The sequence below is a fragment of the Nostoc sp. UIC 10890 genome (assembly GCF_054786515.1).
In genome coordinates this window covers 233,819-256,877 of sequence record NZ_JBSGKF010000002.1, presented here as the reverse complement: position 1 = coordinate 256,877, position 23,059 = coordinate 233,819, and the positions used below count along the sequence as shown (strand labels likewise).

The 23,059-nt window shown below is 39.5% G+C and carries 18 protein-coding genes; 9 read left to right on the top strand and 9 right to left on the bottom strand.

Annotation, left to right across the window (positions count from 1 at the left end):
- Nucleotides 1–274 precede the first annotated feature (274 nt).
- On the top strand, nucleotides 275–529 hold the full coding sequence (locus tag ACWATR_RS31055) for a hypothetical protein (protein ID WP_289794666.1): 255 nt from the start codon (nucleotides 275–277) through the stop codon (nucleotides 527–529).
- Nucleotides 530–938: 409 nt separating this feature from the next.
- Here the strand turns inward: ACWATR_RS31055 and ACWATR_RS31050 are convergent, their stop codons facing one another.
- The 3 genes from ACWATR_RS31050 to ACWATR_RS31040 all read right to left on the bottom strand — a co-directional run bounded on the left by ACWATR_RS31050 (nucleotide 939) and on the right by ACWATR_RS31040 (nucleotide 4,825).
- Nucleotides 939–2,090, bottom strand: coding sequence for a ParB/RepB/Spo0J family partition protein (locus tag ACWATR_RS31050; protein WP_289794665.1), 1,152 nt, complete (start codon nucleotides 2,088–2,090; stop codon nucleotides 939–941).
- 3 nt (nucleotides 2,091–2,093) lie between these two features.
- Nucleotides 2,094–2,897, bottom strand: coding sequence for a ParA family protein (locus tag ACWATR_RS31045; RefSeq protein ID WP_104901806.1), 804 nt, complete (start codon nucleotides 2,895–2,897; stop codon nucleotides 2,094–2,096).
- Between the two features lie 692 nt (nucleotides 2,898–3,589).
- Complete coding sequence (locus tag ACWATR_RS31040; protein ID WP_289794663.1) at nucleotides 3,590–4,825, bottom strand: ParM/StbA family protein; 1,236 nt, start codon at nucleotides 4,823–4,825, stop codon at nucleotides 3,590–3,592.
- Between the two features lie 437 nt (nucleotides 4,826–5,262).
- Between ACWATR_RS31040 and ACWATR_RS31035 the strand changes: the two genes are divergently transcribed.
- Nucleotides 5,263–5,547: a hypothetical protein gene (locus ACWATR_RS31035; RefSeq protein ID WP_460341342.1), complete on the top strand. Its 285-nt coding sequence runs from the start codon at nucleotides 5,263–5,265 to the stop codon at nucleotides 5,545–5,547.
- Here ACWATR_RS31035 and ACWATR_RS31030 read toward each other — a convergent pair.
- Nucleotides 5,496–6,068, bottom strand: coding sequence for a carboxymuconolactone decarboxylase family protein (locus tag ACWATR_RS31030; protein ID WP_460341339.1), 573 nt, complete (start codon nucleotides 6,066–6,068; stop codon nucleotides 5,496–5,498). The two genes, ACWATR_RS31035 and ACWATR_RS31030, sit on opposite strands and share 52 nt — an antisense overlap.
- 100 nt (nucleotides 6,069–6,168) lie before the next feature.
- Between ACWATR_RS31030 and ACWATR_RS31025 the strand changes: the two genes are divergently transcribed.
- On the top strand, nucleotides 6,169–6,744 hold the full coding sequence (locus ACWATR_RS31025) for a TetR/AcrR family transcriptional regulator (protein ID WP_289794661.1): 576 nt from the start codon (nucleotides 6,169–6,171) through the stop codon (nucleotides 6,742–6,744).
- Between the two features lie 306 nt (nucleotides 6,745–7,050).
- Here the strand turns inward: ACWATR_RS31025 and ACWATR_RS31020 are convergent, their stop codons facing one another.
- Nucleotides 7,051–7,629, bottom strand: coding sequence for a hypothetical protein (locus ACWATR_RS31020; RefSeq protein ID WP_289794660.1), 579 nt, complete (start codon nucleotides 7,627–7,629; stop codon nucleotides 7,051–7,053).
- A 694-nt stretch (nucleotides 7,630–8,323) separates the two neighbouring features.
- On the opposite strand from ACWATR_RS31020, the gene ACWATR_RS31015 reads away from it, so the two are divergent.
- The 3 genes from ACWATR_RS31015 to ACWATR_RS31005 all read left to right on the top strand — a co-directional run bounded on the left by ACWATR_RS31015 (nucleotide 8,324) and on the right by ACWATR_RS31005 (nucleotide 10,612).
- Entirely contained in the window at nucleotides 8,324–8,542 is a 219-nt protein-coding gene (locus tag ACWATR_RS31015) for a hypothetical protein (protein ID WP_460341336.1), read from the top strand.
- Nucleotides 8,543–8,651: 109 nt separating this feature from the next.
- Nucleotides 8,652–9,038 (top strand): plasmid mobilization protein, encoded by a 387-nt coding sequence (locus tag ACWATR_RS31010; RefSeq protein ID WP_460341333.1) that lies wholly within the window; start codon nucleotides 8,652–8,654, stop codon nucleotides 9,036–9,038.
- A 41-nt stretch (nucleotides 9,039–9,079) separates the two neighbouring features.
- The gene (locus tag ACWATR_RS31005) at nucleotides 9,080–10,612 is read left to right on the top strand and encodes a relaxase/mobilization nuclease domain-containing protein (RefSeq protein WP_460341330.1); all 1,533 of its coding nucleotides are present in this window, start codon (nucleotides 9,080–9,082) and stop codon (nucleotides 10,610–10,612) included.
- 263 nt (nucleotides 10,613–10,875) lie between these two features.
- Here ACWATR_RS31005 and ACWATR_RS31000 read toward each other — a convergent pair whose 3' ends face one another.
- Together ACWATR_RS31000 and ACWATR_RS30995 are read right to left on the bottom strand one after the other, a co-directional pair.
- The gene (locus ACWATR_RS31000; protein WP_179064379.1) at nucleotides 10,876–11,130 is read right to left on the bottom strand and encodes a hypothetical protein; all 255 of its coding nucleotides are present in this window, start codon (nucleotides 11,128–11,130) and stop codon (nucleotides 10,876–10,878) included.
- A gap of 47 nt (nucleotides 11,131–11,177) precedes the next feature.
- A complete protein-coding gene (locus ACWATR_RS30995) occupies nucleotides 11,178–11,507 on the bottom strand; it encodes a hypothetical protein (RefSeq protein WP_460341326.1) in 330 nt (109 codons plus the stop codon).
- A 978-nt stretch (nucleotides 11,508–12,485) separates the two neighbouring features.
- On the opposite strand from ACWATR_RS30995, the gene ACWATR_RS30990 reads away from it, so the two are divergent.
- Nucleotides 12,486–20,339 carry a hypothetical protein gene (locus tag ACWATR_RS30990; RefSeq protein WP_460341323.1) on the top strand — a complete coding sequence of 2,618 codons (7,854 nt, stop codon included), beginning with the start codon at nucleotides 12,486–12,488 and terminating at the stop codon, nucleotides 20,337–20,339.
- A 7-nt stretch (nucleotides 20,340–20,346) separates the two neighbouring features.
- Complete coding sequence (locus tag ACWATR_RS30985) at nucleotides 20,347–21,117, top strand: hypothetical protein (RefSeq protein WP_460341320.1); 771 nt, start codon at nucleotides 20,347–20,349, stop codon at nucleotides 21,115–21,117.
- Here the strand turns inward: ACWATR_RS30985 and ACWATR_RS30980 are convergent.
- Entirely contained in the window at nucleotides 21,114–21,359 is a 246-nt protein-coding gene (locus ACWATR_RS30980; RefSeq protein WP_289794652.1) for a hypothetical protein, read from the bottom strand. The genes ACWATR_RS30985 and ACWATR_RS30980 overlap by 4 nt on opposite strands.
- A gap of 258 nt (nucleotides 21,360–21,617) precedes the next feature.
- Here ACWATR_RS30980 and ACWATR_RS30975 point away from each other — a divergent pair, with 258 nt between their 5' ends.
- Complete coding sequence (locus tag ACWATR_RS30975) at nucleotides 21,618–22,406, top strand: response regulator (RefSeq protein WP_229485707.1); 789 nt, start codon at nucleotides 21,618–21,620, stop codon at nucleotides 22,404–22,406.
- A gap of 4 nt (nucleotides 22,407–22,410) precedes the next feature.
- Here ACWATR_RS30975 and ACWATR_RS30970 read toward each other — a convergent pair whose 3' ends face one another.
- On the bottom strand, nucleotides 22,411–23,031 hold the full coding sequence (locus tag ACWATR_RS30970; RefSeq protein ID WP_289794651.1) for a DUF6753 family protein: 621 nt from the start codon (nucleotides 23,029–23,031) through the stop codon (nucleotides 22,411–22,413).
- Nucleotides 23,032–23,059 lie beyond the last annotated feature (28 nt).

Genomic DNA, 23,059 nt, shown 5'->3' with positions numbered 1-23,059 from the left:
AAAGTTAACGCTTGGGGAGAGAACCACCTCTGGGTTAGATACCGCAAGGGGTCTAATTTAAGTGGACTCGCTGAACCAAGAATCTCCGTGGCTTCAGCCCGGAGAGTGTCAATAAATTAGCTTCCCGCCCCACAAGATGTCTAGCCAAGCTTTGATACAGTTGGAATTTACCTACGAGAAATCGTAGCTTTCCAAGGCTATTGCCAGAGTAAAAGATTATCTACACAAGACTTGTAAGGTCAATGCAAAACTTGATAAGCAAAACGATTCTCAAGTGCAACGACTAGAGCGTTCCCCAACTAGGGCTGAACTAGCTACCGAGGTAAATAAAACAGAAGCACAGTTAACCCAAATCCAAAAGCTTGGTCAGCTGGCTAAACAAAAAATGATTACCGCCAACCTCCGATTAGTGGTTGCGGTAGCTAAAAAATGTCGCTGGAGTAACCTGGAATTTCTGGATCTGATTGAAGAGGAGTCATTCCAAGGTACGCTCTGCTCATGGACAAGGAATGAAAGCTTTACGAGGTGAGCAAGACCAGATTAAAGATTATTTGGTTTCTTGAAAACTTATTTATGTCCAAGGAGAAGGAATCGCTATTGTAGAAAGCACTTCTCCCGTACTCACTCTAATAGCAGTTTACTCAGAGTTGGGGCATTGAACTTTAACTTGGATGATTGAAGTCCGTCCATTATATTCTCCAACTACAGGCTCACCCGTAAACTCACAAAGTATCTCCTGTTGGCAGTACCAGCACTCAAATATAATTCGGATCACTGCTTTGTCGCAGTCTAGAAATCTCACATGCTGAAACCGTTCCGCTGATAATTCTGGTTTGACTCTGCGGGATTCAGGCGAAAGCCATTTGGGTAGTTTAGATAGGCACTCACAGATTACATGGACATCTCCGATTCAGGGAACTAAGTCGGACGAGATAGTATTAGTCCAACTTTTTCCGAATCTCTTTTGCCTTAGCTTCTAATACAGCCAATAAATCTCTCAGTTGCTCTTGCTGGATATCTTCGACTTTAGTTGCTGAGACATCTCGAATTAGAGAACTGATTTGGTGACTTGGTTTAGGTTTTGTTTCAGGAGCATGTTCAGCAATAGTTTGGGCAACTAGAAAACGAGTTTGAGCGACTGTTAGCCTTTCTTGCAAAACTTGTGATGTAGCATCTTGTCGGATTTTAAGAGCTTTAGTTTCCTCAATTTTTAAATTTTTAGAATTTAGTTTTTGGAGTGAACGGGCATGGTTTGCACCAAGTCCTGATTGTCTAATCGCAGTTTTTAAGTCTTCTGAAAGCCGTAAGCAAGGAAAGACATTTGCATCTACTGATGCTGGATTTTGTTGAAAACGTAGTAATAACAGAAGAATACTTTGTTCTATTTCGTCTAAATTAAATGCTTTAATGCCTTCTGACTGCTCTTTTCTAGTTAAAATAACCAATTCAGTTAATTGGGGCAAAAGCTTTTTTGCGTTTAATCTAGCTATTGCTCTCCTAAGCGCTCTAACTACTTCTTCCTGTTCAAATTCCAAAGCTAACTTAGCCTGTTGAATCAAACCTTCGGCTAAATCTAGCTCATTCAAGCTTTCTCGGTGAAGACTAGTTAATAAAGTGCGTGCATGTAATTCCTCTTCAGAAAGAACTTTCTGAAGCATCACTGCATCAAGCGTTTCAATTTCTGGCTGTAACTCTTCTGCAACTGATCTCCATCTCCGTTCTCCATCAAAAATGAGATTTCCCGGTAGTAAGATAATCGGCTGTTGTTGCCCTTCCTCTCTAATTGAAACAGCCATACTCCGAATACTATCCGAAGTAAATGTTTGCCTTGCTTGTTTCGGATTGGGTTTTATTTCACTATAGTGAATTTTAAAAATTCCAGATGCTTTCAAATGTTCTCGTAGGTCTTCAATAGTTTGATTGAGGACTGTACGTTCTTCTTCAGCGAGCTTTCCCTGTGCTTGTTCATCTTTTAATCTTGTAATCTCTGCCTGTAAATCTTCTACTCGTTCTTCAAGCTCAAATACCTGTTGAGAATCAGCAGCAGAAGCAAACATTCCAAGTACACTCGGTTTGTTTAATTTTGTCATCGATCAACCTCTTATTAGCTTAAGTTCTTGAACTAGTGCATCAACAATTGGCAGAAAATCTCCTCTTGCCTCTTTACCTGGTCTGTAAATTCCCAGAGGTAGCCCTCTACCAGAAGCATTAAGAATATCAGCTGATTCTCGAATTGGGCTAAAATACTGAATTCCCAAATTTTTACAGACTAGGGGAAGTTCCTCGACAATACTTCTATGCGCTCCCCAATCACTTTTCCAACGAGTAGGAACTATACCTAATATTTTTGGAGTCGGTTTCAATCTCAGCCGCTTGCAGTTGAAATAGTACCACTCAATCATCGCCGCAGCACTTTGAGAAGCCTTGTATTCAGGTTGAATTGGAATTAACACGTGGCTAGAAGCTGCAAGAGCAGTCAGTGGTAAAGGCTCCAATGTTGCAGGACAATCGATAATTACAAAATCGTGAGATAAGGGATAATCACTCAACCGATCTGCAAGAGTATAAGCTCCACGCAGATCCTTTGAAACTTCCCGAATTGTTTCGTGTAATTCTTTTCCGCCTTTACAAACTTGAATTTTGTCAATCTTACCTTGCCAAGCTGTAACTAAAGGCCAGTTCCCATTGAAGTCTGGATGGTAAACATTAGCCATTGTTCCCTGAGTTTTAAATTCTCCTAATCCGCAAAATAATGTCAATGATTCGTTAGGATCGATGTCTAATAGTGCCACTGAATAGCCACGAACACCCAATTCATACGCAAGATTGTATGAAATAGTACTTTTCGCCACTCCTCCAGCGTTTGTCTCAATCGAAAGGGTCAAATTGGCAGGCATAAATTTTTCTCTTTCTTGATTACTATATTTCCGACTCCCAGTCATGAGATAACGTTATATCAGTTTGGGCGAAGAATTTTGAGATAATGTTATATCATTTTTCTGATTTCTCTAACAAGGATTGCTATCAACACAGAGGTTGACTGCAAGTAATATCGACCTAGCTACACAGATTGCCTATTGTGGAATTGTACACAAAAAGAAATATACCCCGTCCAAGAGATATTCACTCAGCACTTGCTCAATCTAATAGTTCCGTAGGAAAGCATTATTGCCTTTGTGCAAGCTGGTTATTGAGTATAAAAACCAACGGCATAATTCTAATGTGATTTCAACCTTTAAAGCTGTGTCAACCAGCAGCTATTAATGCGACTTTTTTGAGCTTATTGAGAAGAAAAATCTTCTGTTGACATAATATAACCACCTTGCCATGAAGATTCTACGCTGAACAACAGTCTTTGTTCAAAGTGTACTCGATTGAAGCGGGATAACAATACTGTCTATCTACCTGATGTCATTATAGAAAGGGGCGCTGCCAACAAGGAATTATTTTCAATCCCCCTAGAACTAGCTATTCTCACCTAACCACGAGTAATCGGCTCATTCATGCAGTGGTTATTGAGAAGTTACGTAAAAAGCATCCCAGAAGTGTAGTTGCAGTCCTTGTAACTACACTACTTTTTCTGAGCTAATCAAACATTCTCGTTCACAGCAATAAAGGTACTAGGTCGCTCACAAGGCGTAAAATTATACTTACGTTTAACTTCTTCATCTGTACTACCTTCAGCGGATTTAGTTAGCAGTACAACCTCAGAGCGGGTATAACCAGTCAACTCATCAAACTGAATAATCATATATTGGTAGAGCGCCCAGACATCCGCCATCCGATTGCCAATACCGGAAGATATCTCATCAGGTATAAAAATATTACCGTGCCAAGATACCTTAATCCCCTCTTTCTGGAAGTAAGCGTCTATTTCTGGACGAATATAATCCGCAGTCCCTCCGCAAAACACCAGTTCTTCAATATCATCATCCATCTTCGAGCGCAACCATCTGACGATCGCACGCCAATATTCATCTCTAGCAAGCAATAAAGCCTTGGACATCAATTCGCCATCAAGTTGAATTTCATCACCTTTGCGCTTGCGTGAGAGTTTCTGCATCACCTGGGAGTCACAACTAACCCCAGCTTCTACCAACACCTCGATAATATTGGGATTATCAGGGCTTAGTCCCGATGTCTTGGAAGTAAAATTATTCATCAGCCAAGACATACCAAAATTACTGGTTATTCCCGTACCAATTGAACCACTGCGAAAGGTGAAAATACTTGCGTTGCGATAACCAAGCATCACATACATAGAAGCAGGCATATTATTGCCAAGCGATCGCCTACGGTGAAAAAATATCCCACTACCCTCAGAAGCTGCATCATAACGAAGCATTTTTACCCGCATCTTACCTGCTGGTGTATCAAATCCTCGAAACGCATCTTTCAACCGCACTTGTAACTGTTCTTTGTCTTGCATTTCACCGGGCGGCAGCAGGATGCTCAAGTAAGCTGCAACATCATTACCCAGGTTCAACTTCTCCTTAGCCAGCCAAAATGCACCACAAATTTTAGGGACTGCCAGTTCGTACTTTAGCTCCTTCAGTTGCGATATACCCCCAAATCGACGACGGGCAAGCTCTCCCAAGGCGCAGTACTCATCACCTATTCCTACCCAAATACGAGATTCAGGACTACCTTCTTGTTGAACGCTCTCAATCGAAGCTTTAGCAACATCTGCTACTTCTGAGTCGAAAAGTAAAACAACAGGCTTTCCCTCTGGATACTCCTGAGCGATCGCCTTGGTTTTACTTGCACCCATGTCAATCGTAATTACTACCTTTTTTACGTCTGTTTTCTCCTTAGTTTTGGGCATATCTTTATCTTTTATTACCTTTTACTATCGTTCCCAATTTAACCGAAATGGGAAAAATACTGTGGTGCAAAACACTTTCTTTACAGGGTTTAACAGCTTTTTTACATAGAAAGTGCGTAGAGAAAAAACTATTACGGCGATGTTCTTCGATGGTGCTACAGCATTCATACTCAATGGAGTTGAGTAGGGAGTCCACTGCAAACTGCTAGCAACCAAGTTCAAATTGCCACGGGGCTAACTGAAGTACCTCCATAGCACTAATACCAAATCCAAACCGTAGATTCTAACTACACTAATGTACTAAAAACTGCTTTAATATTCACTGTCAAATCACCTCCTAGATCATGACTAAATTACCCCAATCACACCCAAATTCTGTATCAACTAAAAGTTGAATTATTAAACAAAATTAGCTTTTTGGCTGTAATTCAAACAATGTGATTGTCATCATTACACCCCGTATTACCTCAACCATCCCCGCAATTACCCCAGTAAAAAGTATCGTTATTGTGGAGTCTTGGGCAATAACAAGGTATGTCAGATGGGGTCAATTACACATTTGCTTTGCTGTCAAATTTTTGATTGTAGCTTTTACAGATGAGATATATGAAGTGATTATTCCAGGCGATCGCACCTCTAAAACTAGAATGCGATCGCCTTTCCAGTTCGGTCAAATACTGTTGATGCCCTCGACCAAAGGCTTTGACCAAATGTATGGCTGAAATGGTTTATCAAGGGGCGTTTTAGCAATGTGATTTGTGTAGTTGTGCATCACTTTAATTGCTATGCCCAGAATGACTTCTAGCACTTGCTGTTTACCATAACCATCTGCTAAAAATTCCTCAATTTCACTATCTTCAACCCAACCCCGTGCTTGAATCATTCGTTGTGTAAAATGACGTAGTGCTTGTAATTTTGAATCTTGGAGTGGGATGCCATCACGTAACGCTTGAATATCTTCACTCTTCATACCCATCATCTTTGCCAAGCCGGAATGGGCTGCCATGCAGTAGTGACACTCGTGTTCATAATTCACTGTTAAATAAATGATTTGCTGTTCAATTGGGCTGAAACTTGTCGTAGCAAACAAATCCCATAGTGCCATCGAACCTTTAAGTAATGCAGGTGCTTGGGCGAAAACTCCCTCTAAATTTGGAATAAACCCAAACGTTTGTTGTGCGTGAACTAATGCCGCTTTAGAGTCTTGAGGTGCGGTATCAATCGTGTGAATAGTAAATTTCATCAGTTGTTGCCTTAAATATGCGCTTAAGTAGACAAGCTTGTCTACTTGAAGTTGGTGCTATTGTATTTAAAAGGAGACAATATTGTCTACTCATCCAACTATGACTGCCCAATCAAGCCACGCTCGACAACAAATCCTAGAAACGGCTTCTGAACTCTTTTATCAGAAGGGAATTCAGCATGTCGGCATTAATGAAGTCATTGCAGTATCAGGTGTTGCTAAACGCACACTTTACCGTTGGTTTCCGTCTAAAGACCTGTTAATCGAGGAAGTGATGAAATATCGCGCTGTTCAGTGGTTACGCTGGTTTGAGGATGCAGTGTCAGAGCGAGGCATTACACCCAAAGAACGTTTACTAGCAACGTTTGATGTGTTGCGTGAGTGGTACTCAAGTCCCAATTTTCGCGGTTGTCCGTTCATCAATGCTGTTTTAGAAATTGCCGATGCCTCTCATAAAGCACATCAAGTTTCAGTAGAATTACGTGAGTCGATTCGACAAATTATTGTGCGCTTGGCAGCTGAGGCTGGTGTCAAAAATCCAGAATTCTTTTCACAACAGTACCTTCTGCTGATTGGAGGAGCCAGCTTAATGGCAACAATCGAACAGTCAGCCAACGGAGCAACGTTTGCTCAAAGTGCGCTCTCAGTTCTGATTGATGCGAATATAGAGAATTGACATCGGCACTTACATGAAAGAAATTAGGTAGGCTAAAAACCTTTGCCTGATTCGTGCGCGAATCTTCGGTTCGATGCTCTATTCCAACAAGTCGCTTGTACTATAACTTATACTCCCTCAACAGTTAGCTGCGCCCAGTGGAGAGGTGAAAAGCACCTCCTAACAACAGCGCCAGGCGATCGCACTTCAGGAGATATTGCCCACAACGACAAACAGGACAAGGGCAGGACTTACGCAAGTATCACAAGCAAAGGCAGAGAGTATGCTTTTCTCCAACACCTAACCACCCATATCCTCATAATCCCCTCACTCCAGACGAAATCCCGCATCAACTTCTATTTCTGCCTTAGCAATTGGGTCATCCTCATCATCATTAAAGAACCCATCATCTTCGGAATCTTCTCCCACAACATTTGATCCGACTGGTTCTGTCTCAACAGTTAACGACACAGGACTTGGCCCAGTGGAATCAAAAAAAGAAACTGAAGGGGGAACCGAATTAGCTGAAATAGGAGTTATTTCCACGCCATTAGTTCCAACTGTTGGTTGTAACCCAGTTGCACCTTGCGAGAAAACTCCACTATGAGGATTAACAAGAACTATCTGGGGCAACCCCTCCATCCCAAACGTCCGTTTCATCTTAATGATCTGAACTTCAAGTTGCGCGATCGCATCATGGAGGGCTGACTGCAATTCAACACCACATACCCCCGCAGCAGATAGCGCAAACGGTAGGTAATACGCCCGCAGCGCCTCACATACTAACTCAGTTTGCCCTCGCTTCTTTGACTGGAGATAGCTAATTACTATACCGTCCTCCATATCTTTATTCCGCATGATACGCGCCAACTCAACCGAATCAGCTGGCTTACTCGCTCTTGCCATAACTTCTCTTCTATATAACGTGCAAATCAAGCTTCTCAGTAAGCTATTTGTCAATACTCATACTTTAACCATACGATGGGAGAACTCACCCCCGTATTTACTCCTAACTACCCCAATTCACACGCTAATTACCCCAATCAAGTGAAATTGGGTTTGATTTTTGTCAATCAAAATAAATAATTAACTGAAAAATAAACTCTAACAATCCCCATAGTTGAGGTATTCTGAGGGCAAATTAACCCAATTATTTCAGCATTACATCGAAGTTAATCAACTTAGGATAGAACCCCACAATCCGCTCTATATCTGATTTACTACAGTTGCACTCCACAACAGACTATTGCTGTCGCCGTACAGTCCTGTAACTAAAACAAGGTATGTTTAGTAGGGTCATTTTATCACTAAGGTTATTATCAATAAACTAGATTAATTGACAGTCCTTTAATACCAATCATCTTATTTTGTAGCACAAAATACTACTTTTGTCGTATATTTACTGTTTGATAAGGGATTACCAAGAAATAAATTATCCACTCCTGTGGGATGGACATCTTGTCCGCCCCTTTCCACGGGCGGGCGAGACGCCCACCCCACAAGAAAAGTTGTATATTTTTTTATTTGGAAGTCCCTAAATAAATAGATTAAAAATAATACCTATAAACAGTTGTAATTACGTGTAATTGAATCCACGATTATGGATAGTACCTACTACGCAATAGCGTTCGCGGAGCGTCTGGCAGAGAAGCGCCGACCTGTCGGTTCGCACGCTGGCGACATAGCCATACAATCTCTACAACCCAACAATTGCATCATTAAAAACAAGGTTTACGGCTTCAGTGTCAGTTACAAGACGAACCATAAGATATTACCTTGTATTATCACAAGTTACAGTACTCTCACTGGCGGCATCTAAATCAAGTATAGTTTATACCAAAAGTAGCAGCAATATTGTCCGCAATTGAGACCATACACTGTTGTCAGATTTCCGGTTATCCCCAACTCCCTCAGTGCAGTCTCTAACTATGCCACTCAGTCCCATAGTAAAACAAGGTATGGTAAGTAACTCCATAAAGCGAACCAAATCCATCAAGGTATACCTCTTTGAGCAAGAGAAAACTACCATTGAGGAAAAAGCGATCGCCACAGGGGTAACTGCATCTGAATATTTACGTTCCTGTGGATTAAGGCGGGTACTAACGGCAAAACCGTCTGCCGACTTGATAACTATCCGCGCTACTGCTGGAAACCTCAAAAGCGAACTGATGATGTTATCTCACTTAGCAAAGGAAACAAACAACCAGCAAATTTTGGATACTGTCAATAATGCGATCGCACTCGTAGATCAGACCATAGCTGCTGCATTTAACCTAGACGTTCCAGACAAATCACCCTCAAGCCAAGATAAATAAGGCATTACAGGTTCTATATATCCATTTTAAACTCCCTCAATTTGATTCCCGTCATTTATAAAAAACCGAATTTTCTCGACACGCTCAAGTATGTCTTGGGGAAAGATGATGCTGCGATTGTCGATACTAATATGATGGGAACAAAGCCAGATGAATTTAACCAGCAGTTTCTCACCATCAAGTACACCAACAAAGCAGTTAAACGGCAGTGCGCGCACCTCATCATCTCAATCGCACACCGCCCAAACTACCACGAGCATTTATCCAACAGTCAGTACAGTTATGTAGCAAGAGAATATCTCAAAGATATGGGATACTTGCCCAAGGAAGAATCATCTGTAGCAGCTACCAGTCAGTTCGTTGCAGTACGCCACCACGATCGCAACCACGAACACCTGCATATAATCACCTCCCGGATTCGGTTAGATGGCAGCTTAGTTAATGATTCCTATGATTATTTCAACTCCCAAGTCTCAACTAGACGCATCGCGGCGGAACTAGGATTGGAAGTAACACCGACAACAAATGAAGCCGTCGCCTCTAGGTTAGAGCAAGAGTACGGAATAATTACACTCACCAGTCCCAACCGATCAAAAAGTATTAGAGCAGTCAACAGTAAGCACAAAACCCCAACAAGTAAGGAAATTATTCGCCAAGCAATAGGAGAAGCCATTAAGGATAGTCCCACCGTCTCTACGTTTATTCAACGCCTGGAGGAAAATAACATTGGAGTATTGCCTAAGATGCAGGGGGAAGAACTACTAGGCTTTACCTACACTCATAATGATGTAAAAATTGCTGGTTATCAAGTATACAAACCTTATAGCTGGAACAAACTGCGGTCTGAATATGGAATCATGTACGACCCAGATAAAGATAAAGAAGTAATTCAACAAGCTAAAGCCAAAGCAATTGCTCGCATAAATAGTATAATTTTAAGTAACATTGATTACTTATATAGTGATAAACCTACTAATAGCAGTACAAGTGATAGTAATGGTGATACCGATAGTAACTCTAAAAAACTTGTTACTATATATACACTAAACAGTAATTATCCCAGTGAGATTTCGACAATACAACCAAAATTAGAATATAACCCCACTTCGGAAGCAAATAAGACCAAGAAAAAAGTTCAGCCGCATCCAAAGAAACAGCACCCACAACAGGATATTTCAGAAGAAAAGGGTCTTACTACTCAACAAATCCTGGAAGAGGAATCTTCCCTTATTCCTGCTTCTGTTACCCTTCTGCCTTCTACTCTCAAACATCTGCCTTTTATAATTACTGACTATATGCTTGTTACCAATCGCTTCCGTATCAAAGGACGGGAGTTGAGCGCCAGCTTAGATAACAATACTCTGAGTGTTTACCGTCATGGGGATAATACTCCTGTGATGCAAATCTGCTACAGTCAGAGAACCTGGTACGAAGAGATACCAACTCGACTAACAACAAACGAAATTGAGCAGATTGAAAGTTTGCGTTTCTTTACCCAACAAGCGTTAATGAATAAATCGCGATCTGCGCTTCGCAGCAGCGCTTCGCTATCGCAAAGAGGTATTGAGCAATAGTAAATCTGTAGATAGAGAGAGTTTAATCTACTCAAAATTAGGGGTAGGACTGGCAAAGACACTGTTGGCGAAGTTGTCACCAAGTGCAAACTAAACAGTTTAGGTTTTAAAAATTTCGTTTAGCAATCCGGGTTCTTTATCTAGCTGGATGTGAATTTTGGGGCAGCTATTTGTCGATTTGTGGGGCATAAAAAATTGTTTTGTCTATTGGTGTCTTAGCATCAAAAGTACAACTTTTTGCGCTCGTATTTGTTAGAGATGAATTAAACCGTAAAATGCAGAAATTCGCTAACTTCAAGCCAGGTGCGTTCAACAGACAAGCTATCTGGGTTAATTCCGTGAAAGTCTAGATTCTTTTTCTCATAAGTTTTTAGCCTATCTATTGTGCTTTCGGCTAATTCTTTGGTTTTAAATAAGCAAGCTTCTTCTATTTCAAAAGTCCATTCAGTATTTGATACATAATAGTAATTTAAATCTAGAAAGTGACCAAATACTACCCAGACATCTTTTTTAGGCATAACTTTTATTTTATCTTTTATGAAGAAGAATTTCCTTAAACTGATTTTTATCTATTTTTGATTTTATTTTTTTCATAATCGTAAGTAAATTCAGGTATTTTACTAGAGGATTCAATAAAATAAGTTAAGTAACTTTTAATAATTTTAATATCTTCTTCTAGTCGAGTTTTAGTAGATTTTATTCGGGATAATGCAATGTACAAATAAGTATCGATTGAATCTTTATCAGTTCCTTCTGCAAATTCTTCTTTTAAATCTTCTAAATTTTCAATTGAAAAATCTAAGTGGCTAATATGACTGCCAAAATCATCTAAATAGCAAGAGACTCTAGCTACAGCTTCTTTAATATCAGATGCTATCGTTTCATCTATGCACATAATCAAAAGTTAGATTTTGTTTCAAAATTAGTTAGCTAATTCTATAATTTTACTTTCTTGTGACATAACTCTTGTTTTGTCATAAATGTTGAAAGTAATATAACAATTTTACATTGTTTTCCATTTTTGCAGTTCTGCAATATCTGCTAAAATATAATTTTGACAACATAACTCTCACAATAAAGACAGTTGCCCAGGCAATACATTACCCTTACGTCGCGTACGAAGACTGAGGTGAAAAACTGTACAGAATACACATAAGTTTGTCCAATGATTATCTTATGACACAAAATTTTAGAAATTACATGGATCTACTCGATGAGCTTTATATATTAGATGAAAATAAACTACATTCTTGATAAGAAGGTAGTCAAGTAGCTTTTGTGCGTAACTTCTAGATTTTAAGTATAAAATAATACGTTATTGTCAAAAATACTGTGAATTTCTGTGATTAGATGCAAAATTTCAATTTATGTGCGAATTCACTACCTGGCTCAAACGCTTACTCCATAATCGATTTCACCTTATGCGCGAATTAGAGAGGCTGAAAACCCTGTAAATCGTTCTCAAAATTTCACTTTATGCGCGAACCCACAAGGGTAAAAAATTAGGCAGACATAAAATTATCAAGCTGCTGCCACACTAATTTAGCTTTTTCTCTCAAACTACAAACATCAGCACAATGGCAAACATTAAGAATGTTACTACTGATTTAGCATTAAGCAAGAAGTAATTGAGAAGTTTGTATATTTTTTTCATACTTAAATTTTGGGATCACGCCTAATATGTCTTCAGGAGCCATAACCTAAGTAATAGCTACATTAATATGTATTAATAATTATATTTATTTTGTAGATATAAATTAGAAAATTGTTTAATAAATTACCGATATAGAGAAAGTAAAATCAAGCTCTAAGGGTATTTTAGTGCCAAAAAGTAAAAATTTATATTTAAATTTATAAGTTTAATTGTTTATATATGACAATTCAAGCTAAACATTTTGACACTAGGTTAAATCAGTGGATTCATACAGATGGTAATACGGATAATCCAGATTCACTGTTAAAAGAAGAACTTAATAATACCCTAATAGAACATTTCTTTCCTGGGGTTAACTTTTCGTTCGGGCATATGGACGAAAAGTCTACCGTGGAACAATTCATTAATCATCCTGAAGATCACAAATTATTATTATCATCAAAAACACGGTTGTTATATGGGCCGGAAGAATGTCTAGATAGAATTAAACAATTATGCCCTGATAACAAAGATAGAGGTGCTTACGGATCTATTTTTCTCGGTTCATGTAAAAATAGCGTCAATAAAGAGTTAAATATTCTAATTGTTGATGACAGTAATGGTGAAAATGGTGGCGTTATTAGTAACGATCAGGCGTATCGGCTAACAGGAGACTGTTACGGGCAAATATCCACAGACTTATATCACGAATTAACCAAGCATCAAAAAGGTGATAAATATGGAGTAATTCAGCACCGCTTCGGCTGGACTGACCAAGACGGAGATGATAATAAATACCGCTTTGGCAAAGGTACACTACGCCCTGCAAATCTTGACCAAATCCTCAATTATTCAGATCCCAACAACTCAACTAAAATTGACTTAATTCTTCCCTTATCTGCATTCAAGGGAACTGATAAAGACAACCCTAATGGGCAAAGCAAGCCCCAAATTCAACCTGGACTGTACAGGCAAAATATCTGGCTAGGTGAAAAATCACAATCTGAACTCGGTAAAACAGCTATCTCACAGTTACTCGCTTCATTCCCTAACGGGCTGAAAGACTTTACCGAACAGCTAGAACTTGAAGCCAAAGAGCTTAAGGAAGTACAGGACGACCCCCGGCAACTTGCACAACTTTACTGCAAAAAGTACGAGAAGCGGAAAACCTTTCTTGAAGAACAAGCAGCAGAAGATCCAACAGTAGCAGAAGATTTAGAAACTTTGCGCGATGGCGCGGGAGCGCCCGCCGTAGGCGATCGCATTGCTACTGACTCTTTCATTTATAAACTTATCAAAGCTGACCTGCAAGGAGAAGGTCAACTTCTCGAAACTGAGAAAGTACAACGCGAACTCGCCCGGTTCGTCCAAAACGAGTGGAAAGAAATCGCCATTGGCAAAACACTGACCTTTGAACGGGCAATGGTCATTCCCTCCAAAGACCTGCAAAATGGGGAAATTTCCATACCGCATTATCAAAGCGGGGAAGAAGTTCTCAACTTCCGCTCCCCTTTCCTCAACTCAAATGGTCTGTGCGTCTCAACTAACAAAGTTGTAGAAGATATCCTTGGGCCTGATGGTCAACCTTTAGCAGGTGCGATCGCTGTCTCAGACGAAACAAGCGATCGCATTTATAACCGTCTAAACGAGCAAATTAAATCTGCCCTACCCGAAGCCCAAAGTAAAAATATTCAGTTAGAAGGTATTGAAAATTACTTAGATCAAAATATCGGCAAGCTCGAAACTAAAGACAAAATCGAGTTTACCAACAAATTTAATGAGTATATTTCAGAACTAAAGTCAGCTGGTTACGAACTAGAAATTCTTCCTCAAGAGTCCGAACAAGAGCGACAGGCACGCGACTACGATGGTGATTGTATTGGCTTCGAGCGTGCAAGCAGGCATCCAAACCTCACTGCCGAGGCAAGGGAGCGCAACCTGCCTGAAAACGCTTACGATCCAACTGTTAAACTCAAAAAACAATCTTTTTACCAGGAAGATGGCAGTCAGCCGGAATTTGAAGAAATCGCCATCCACATGAGCGATGGCATTAGTGTCGGTGTTATCAACAATCACCTGACCTCAATTGAGGCGTTAGAGTCAGAAATTACTATCCTGAAAAACTTTGGTAGTGAAAAAGACCAAATTGAGTACGTACAGCAGGTAGCCAAACACTACGAAGATTTATTTAAAACAGAAGCCTGGGCAAAATCCAAGGGTATTGAAGGGAAGGAGATTCCGACCAAGTATCGCGGTTACACGGAAGAGTTTATCAAAACTGTTCAGCAAGAACCCCTAAACCAGGCCAATGCACTGGTGGCAATGAATACTAACATCAAGATATACCGCGAAATGATTGCCGAGGCAGCATTTCAAAACCAAATTGCAGTTGACCTCTTCAAAAGTGCCAAAAAACCCGAAATGGAAATTATCCGCAACAACAGTCGGATTCTCCACCGGGAGGTTAACTATATTAAGGATAAGAAAAAAGACGTTTATATTGACAATACAATTCAACCCACCGGATACTCGCCTGTTGAATTACTAATTGCTCAAACCAACCAGTATTTTGAAAAAGCTCGTCTCGAATCGCGTGAAATCGCCCAATTTCAAGCTTTATTTAAAGGTGTCGAGTTTTCTAACGAACAGCGATTAATAGCTACTCTTGTCAAAAAAGAATTCGACAAATCTTTTAACCAAGCGAGTCAGCTATTTAGACAAAGAGAAACTGAAAAAGGGCCGTCTGCAAATATTACCCTTGCTAACGGCAATCAAGTAAGTGTAACTAACCTTTTACAGTATGACAACGAATTTATCTGGAAAGCTAATAAAATTACGATCAAGCTATCAGAAATATCTGAAGACAAGCGCAACAGTAACCGCCCACATAAATATGTAGTTTATGCCCAAATTAACGATGAAACTGAGAACAACAAACCCAAATTTAGGGCATTAGGAACACTTGCTAAGGAGCAAGAAAATAAAGCCGAAGAGATAGGAATTGCACTTGGACAGGAAGTAACGTCTAACAAAATAGCCTTCCAAGCTGAACTAAGCGAAGGTCAAATTAAACTTCTTTACCAAAAAGCCTACCAGATAGCAGAAGAATTTTACAATTCAATTCCAGAAGGACAAAAGCTAGCAATGGCAGCTGCTACCTGGGCAGTATCAACTACTCGTGAGAGTAGTAGTGATAAAGGTAGCGATTACCAAAAGAAAATTTCTAATTTTGCCTTTGCTGCCTTTCCTGAAGAGATTATCAGTCAGTTAGACACACTCAGATTTAACGAGTTTAGTATCACCGGGTTCGACCGCAGTAGTGAATTATTTCATGAAAATCAACCTCAAAATATTCGATTTAATCTAGCTGAAGATGGAAAAAGTGTCATTGAACTCCAGAATCAGGAAGGTAATTACGAAACATTTGGCAATATAGAACAAAGTAACGCCCGACTACCAATTGGTACTATTGCTATTGCCAGCGTTGAAAAAGGTGAAGTATATACCACCTCTGTTACAACCAAAGTACCTGGACTACCAGAACTTACCTTTAAAGTAGGTGAAGTTAATAAGTTTGGAAATTCCCAAAGGTTTAATAATGAACCTGTAATGTTAACAATCGAAAAAGTTGACCTTATTCGGGAAGACTATAGCATTTATCTTCAAAATGGTAATAAACCTGAGAAATTAGGCAACATTGATAAGGAATCAATCAAAGAGGGTATTACTGAAGGTTGGCTAGCAGAAAAACCCGGTAATGGGCAACAGTTACAGCTTAAAATTCAAACCATCATCACCGGACAAAATGCCTATGCAATAGCAGAGACATCTAAGGGAAATTTTTTACGAATTAATATTACTAATCCAAAATACAAAAAACAGGAGATTAGCAACCAAGCATTTAAAGAAACTTTAGTTAGAGCATTTGATAAAAAGCACGTTTATATTGCTAAAGTTGGTGAACAATCACTCGGCATTATTGGTCAGCATACTGAACGCCTCGAAACCGAGTTAAATAGAGAGAATGTACAAAGACAGTGGCAAAGGAAAGAAAGTAGCACTGTACAAAAACTAATTGATACAGGCATTATCCGCTTACACCAACAACGAACTACTATCCCTGTACAGATTACTAGTAATGAAAGTACCTGTAAAATAACTATTAATCCAGAAACAGTAGAGTATCCCGAAAAATGGGTTAAGCGCAGTCAGCTTATCAGTAATGAACAGCCTGTCAGAAACGAACAGCAAGAAAAACGTAACCAAATACTTGGTAAAATTAACGAACGTCCTACAATCATATTCCAAGATAAAGAACAAAAATTAGTAGGGCTTTTAGGATTAACAGTTGATGAAAATATAACTGAAAAAACTAAAAAATATCTAGAAAAAGTAGGAGTATCATACGAACTGTTTCCCAGTTCACAAGCTCGGTTAGAAGCCAAAAAAGGTATGACTGTATTCGTACTCGATGAAAGTACTATTAGTGACGAACTAAAACAAACCTTTATTGACCGTGCTGGTGGTAATATCAAGAGTGCAAATACATCATCACAAATCCCTCCAGTCGTTCTAGAACAAACTGTATATTTTTATAACCCAAACCAACAATATAGTTCCCCAGATGGATCGCTCTTAGAAACTAAAGAAGCTCTCGGATTAGTTGTTCCCGCACAAGACGCGATCGCTGTAGCTACTTGGCTAGAATCAAAATCTACTGAAAATCATTATTTTATTGAGAGTAACACAGCTACATTCATTTTTAATAAAAATGAGATTAGTGAAAAAATAAACGAAGAACTAAATAGTTTACTTGGAGAACCAATTAATATCGGTGAAGTTGATGGTTTTGACCGCTACGAACAGCTTATTACAGAGTTAAATCAAAAAGTTGCAACTGAAGGTAGTTTTTTAAAATTAAACCAAATTCCAGAAAATAGTGAGTACAAAAAAGCTCTACAAGCACTACCTAACCGTCCCAGAGAGCTTAATCAAGAAGATTCTCCAGTACCAATTATTCCTGCAAAAGCTGTACCAGAAAAGAATATAACTAACATTCAATCAAATACTAACGCTACAGTTGCGGGTATTTCACAAGTTTACAAAAACGCAGTTAAAATACAAGTATCAAAAAGCACAAAAGTAGAAGCTAATAACCAAGCAATATTACTACCAAACTCGCGTCAAGCCGATCAAACAAAAGCTATCGAAATATTGGGTAAGGTAAGCGAGGAGAAAGTAAAACAATTGCGATCGCACCTTGAAACCCACTTCCAACCTATACTTGAAAACGATAAATCCAACTACGCACTAGGACGACAAGTCGCATGGGTCGGTGCAAAATGGGATTTGAAGGATAAAGACTTCAAGCCAGGGGTACAAGACAACAAGTTAATGGAACTTGTCAAACAAGTGTATCCTGACGCTGATATTGTGCTGGTCACTTATTCCGAAAACTCCGGCGCTGGCATCAACTACCACCGCGATGACTCCTACGCCGCAACGGAAGCCCGCAGCATTAATATCGGAAATTCTGATTGGGGGTATCGCGCTGCAAAGGAACGAATGGCATGGACTAGGGAGGAGAATCAGGACGCACCATACCAAGAGTTTAAACTTGAGTCGGGTACAATAACCCGCTTTAACTGCAAGAATGAACACGCTGCCCTCAATACTGAGGCTGGCAGATGGTCTATCAACATCTGGTCAATTAAAAATGACCTGGCCAGAGAAAACAGCGTTCGCCAAAAATTTGAGAACTTCCTCGCCTCAAACCAATCTCCTCTTGCAGTAGTCCAAAGCAACAGCGACCTTACCATCAAAACTAACGAGTGGACACCTGGGGGAGAAATTAAAGTAGAGCGCAGTTATACCAGCCTCAGAGAAGTCACTCAAAATACTGCCTCACACTCTTCAAACCAAACAACTGTAGAAGAAATTATCGCCATCGGGAATTCCACTGCGGCACGCGCTGCTAACCCTCAGATTCCAGACAACCCGACTATATCTGGAAAACCAGTACCAATGGTTTATTCGCTGCATCTGCACGGCGAACCTTCTAAAGTACCAGCTGATACAACTATCGATGCCATGCGCGGATACGGTAGGATACACACCACTAGAAGTGTAGATTACCAAAAAACTTATGGTGTCAAAGAGGGAGATATTGCGATCGCCCAAGGTAAAAACGGCGAGCAAGTTGCTTTCCGAGTGGGTAAGCAGTATAAACTTACCCCCGAAATGATTCAAGATCCAAGTTACCAGCAAGCCTGGGCGAAATGGGAAAAACATTCACCGAAAGAACTTACCCAAACCCAGGCGAGTAAGAGTCAGCTATATGGCTTATTCATGGAGCCGCTAGGGGATTATGTCAATGGCAAAATTGTTCCATTCCCAGCCATTCAAAAACAACCTGCAACTCCAGTAAATATCAGTCCTGACTCCAAAGATGGGCTGGGAGTAGCACTCAGTCTTGCTACTGCACTCGCAAAAGAACAAGGCAAGCTACAAAACAATTACCAAGTTTCAGTCAATAATAATCCAGAAGCCCCTGCTGGACAGTATGGAGTAGAGAACCATGTCCAAAAACCTGAAGGAGTAGCATACGCATCCGCCGAACACGCATTTAACCACCAAAAGCAGTTGCATCCATCAGCTGATGAATACAAGCTAATGGTAGAAGTGCTTCAGGCTAAACTGGAACAACACCCCCGGCTAACTGAGGCGATCGCCAAACGCGGAGGAAGTGAGTGGCTGGAAAACTGTACGGCAATTGCTACAACGGGGGGAACCCCAACGGACAGTTCGCTCAAGTCGGGAAACCCGCCCACGCGACTGTCCTCCACAACGCACTGCCTCACCAACATAACTAACGCCCAGGATAAACAGTGGGAGGGTAAGGGTAAAGAATCCGCATTTATTCAAGCCCTCAGCGAAGCATATATGAATGTAGTTGAAAAGTCACAACAAACTACAGTACAAACCCAGCAGGAAAAGTCCGAACAGACTGATCGGCCGCTGACAAATCCACTATCCCAACTCGAACCGATAAACGCCGCCGTCGCTGAACACATGAAAAAAGATATTGCGATGGCACAAATAGCTACCCAGTTTATCGGTAAATCAGCTGCGCCACCTGAAACACCTTCAAGCACCCGTAATTACGAGCAAGCATGGGGAGAACGCGCCAACACTGGAAATTACTCAAAAGACGACATCATTATGGTATCCGGATCTGGCCCGTGGCGCGGAGTGACAAGCGAGCAAATCGCCCAAACTTTTGAAAATCATTACAAACGGTTACTTAATAAGGCAATAGAAGCCAAAAGCTCTTTCATAGTCGGAAACGCACAAGGAACTGATCAATTAGTTGAAAATTATCTTCAAGAAAAAGGCTACAAAGTAGAACAAACTTCCCAAGGATACGCTGTATTTAATCCTATAGAAAATATCAAAATTAATATCAACACTATTTCTTCCAATACACAAGTATCACATAACCCATTTATTACTAATGACAAGAGCATTTTATCTCCACAACAAAGCCAACAACCAAATATTGACCAAGCACTTGCATCACCTTCTCAACCCAGAATACAGCAGTTTGGAGCGATGGATAGCATTATCGAGCGGATGAAAGCTAATACAGTGCAAAATCTTCAAGACTGGTATGTAGCAGCTGAAAAGCTCGGTAAATCAGAAACATATCTCAATAGAATTCAGGAGGTAACTGATTTATACATCAAAGAAAATATCAGTCTTGAGAACGCTTTTAAGGCAATGGAGCAAGATATTAAGGAGCTAGAAAAAATTAATGAAATGACCAGTCTTTCCCAAAGTTTAGTTAAAATCATTGGACAGGAAGATATCAATGGCATTATGTCAGTACAAACAGAAAAATACCAAATTGCTACAAAAGTTCAAGACAAAATTTACTTAGTTAAAGATAAAAATGACAACATATTATTATATGTCAAAGAAGGAAGAACCCAAGTAAGTAACATTAGTGATGAAACATTACAGGACTTTCAACTCATGAATTCCCGTATCGATAATGCTCTCAAAAATGTCAAAAAAGATTTAGTGGAGAGGTAATTTTAGCATGAAAGAACTAATCGAACTTCCAGTAGAAGGTTTAACTCCGGCTATGCAAGCCAGTCTCCTCAGAGAATTGATCAAACAGCTTAACATCCCTGATGATAAATTTGAAGAATCTGCAAAAAAGCCTCCAACTGCTGAGGAACGAAAACAGGCTGTGTTAAACTTAAATTCAGAAATGAATAGAATCAGTGAAATAGCGCAAGAGGAAGTAAAGTTAAGCTCGACAGAAATTGAACCTATCATTTCTGTTAATTCAGTTAGTCAAAAACTATCTTTACAACCCGAAGTAAACCAGTCTAAAGAAAATACAATTGAACCAGAGATTCTAAAAAATCTCACAACTAAAAATGACGACAATAATGGCAAACCAGTAGAAGAAACTCCAGAAGACAAAGTACAATCTCTTACCGCAGATTTTCAAATTAGACAGTTTGTTATTCCTATAATTTTAGACCGCTTAGATATATTGGGAAAATCAGATAAAGAGACACAAGGTATTATTTATGAAAGTGAAGAATATACCGCAAGTCTAAAATTAGAAGAAGATTCGCAAACTCTTAGCCTTGATAGAAATTGGCCTGATTCCGAACAAAGTCGAGAAGTACTCTTGGCATCTTGTGACAATAACTCAGAAGAGTACTCTATCACCATTAATAATCTCACCAAAGAGGAATTTGAACGTTTCAAGACTCTGTTCAATGAGCAACAAGCACGCCGTGAACAGAGTCAAAAAAAATTCAAAAACCAGGATTCTGCTAAAGAGCTAGATTAAATCAACCCAAACCACACACCATACATAAAAGCTATAAATCCAAAAATCAGCTTTTTATTAAAACTCAGTGGAGTCTTTGGACAAATAACAACCACAACAGCAAAATAGTAAAAAGACGCAGTAAAGTCAAACAAACTCGTCGGGTTAACAGGCAATCTGCCTAACCCGACCAAACATAGCATCCCCATTAAAGACCAAACAACAATCGTTTCTATCCATCCTAAAATTTTATCGCTCTTCATAAAAAATTATTTATTCCTCCATCAATTCGCTAATAACTATTAAAACCAGTACTGATAAATAAAATCATCTAGTAAATAGATTGCTTAATGAAAACTATATAAACCACCCAATTACTTTGTAAAATTTTTACAAATAATAATAAAGATTTTAAATAAGCTAATTATTTTATAGTAATTGTAAAGATTAAAAATTCTAAAAAAGCTAAGTGCTATAAGTATTATTATCAGGGACAATACCAAACCAAAAAAGCATATAATATGAAACCTATTAATGTTGTCATCATTGAAAATGAGAACATATCTAGGATTGGCGCGGCAACAATATTATCTGAAACTGGTGCAATCCAAGTCTGTGGCGTTGCCAAATACGGAAAACAAGGAATAGAAATTGTTGACAAAGAAAAGCCAGATATCGTAATCATAAATATTGATTTACCGGATATCGATGGCATTGATGTAATAAGCACAATTAAATCCAAACACGCATCAATTAGAATTGTGGTTATGACTGCAAATAGCAGCCGAGATACCATTAACGCAGCAATTAGTAATGGCGCAGACTGCTACTACGCTAAAAATAGCGTTAGAGAAGAAGTAGGAGAAAGATTCGTTGAAGCAGTAATGGCTGCGTACAATAATGAATCATGGATTGACCCAACTATTAATCGTATTCTGATTGATAGTCTCAGGTCAAATGACACACCCGATAGAAATGCACTAGATTTGCTAAGTGATTTCTCTAATAAAGAAATCACAGTTCTTCAATTAGCTGCCGGAGGCATGAAAAATAATGAAATTGCCAATGTCATGTATGTTTCAGAAGGTACAGTAAGGTCATATCTACATAATTCATTTATAAAGCTAGGAGTCAAAGATAGGTTAAACGCTATCCGCGAAGCAATCCGCCTGGGAATCCTCAGCTTTACAGACATGAAAATCGAAGAAGAAGTTACTCAAGAAACCCACACAAGAGTCAAAACAAACCAAAAAAGTCAAAAAGATACAGCTAAAACGAGTAATAAGGGATACAAAGGCTGGGTTGCCTAAAAAATTAATCAACTGCAATTATGCAGCCACCTGAATACTTTTTCTGCTGGCGGCAAGTTTTAATGATGGCGGCGTTTCTAACATAAATACTACGTGCTATCTTACCTTCATTGGATTTAGCCCAATCTAGAAGCTTTTTATCTTCAGATTGTAAGATGGCAGATCCAGAAGCCGCCTGCTGAAAAGTTACACTTCCAGCGATAGTCTTGTATGTAAAAACACCAATTGCAGCGCCTAAAGCCAGTACAAAACCCAATACCCCGGCCACTTGTGCCAATCGCCAATTACTTACACCGAAGTGAGGCAAAATCCCACCAGCTTGCTTAGTCATCTTAACTAAATCCTTCGCCGCTTCTGCGATCGCACTTTTTTGTTGGTGTATAGCCACCTTAGAAGCACTATTAAGCTTATCGTCTACCATGTCAGTCCAACCCACCACAAGGGAGTCAAGCCTACCTGGTAGCTGCTGCAACGCAAACTGAGTTGTACCCAGTTCCGCATATAGGTTAAACAAGGGGTCATCAGGCCGAATACCCAATTTAAGTATCCAATCAGTAACCTCTGCTTTTTTTTCTTCAGAATATTCTGCAACAACTTTTTCAACAACTTTTGCAATATTGGTCATAGGTTGTTTAAATAGTCAATTTGAAACC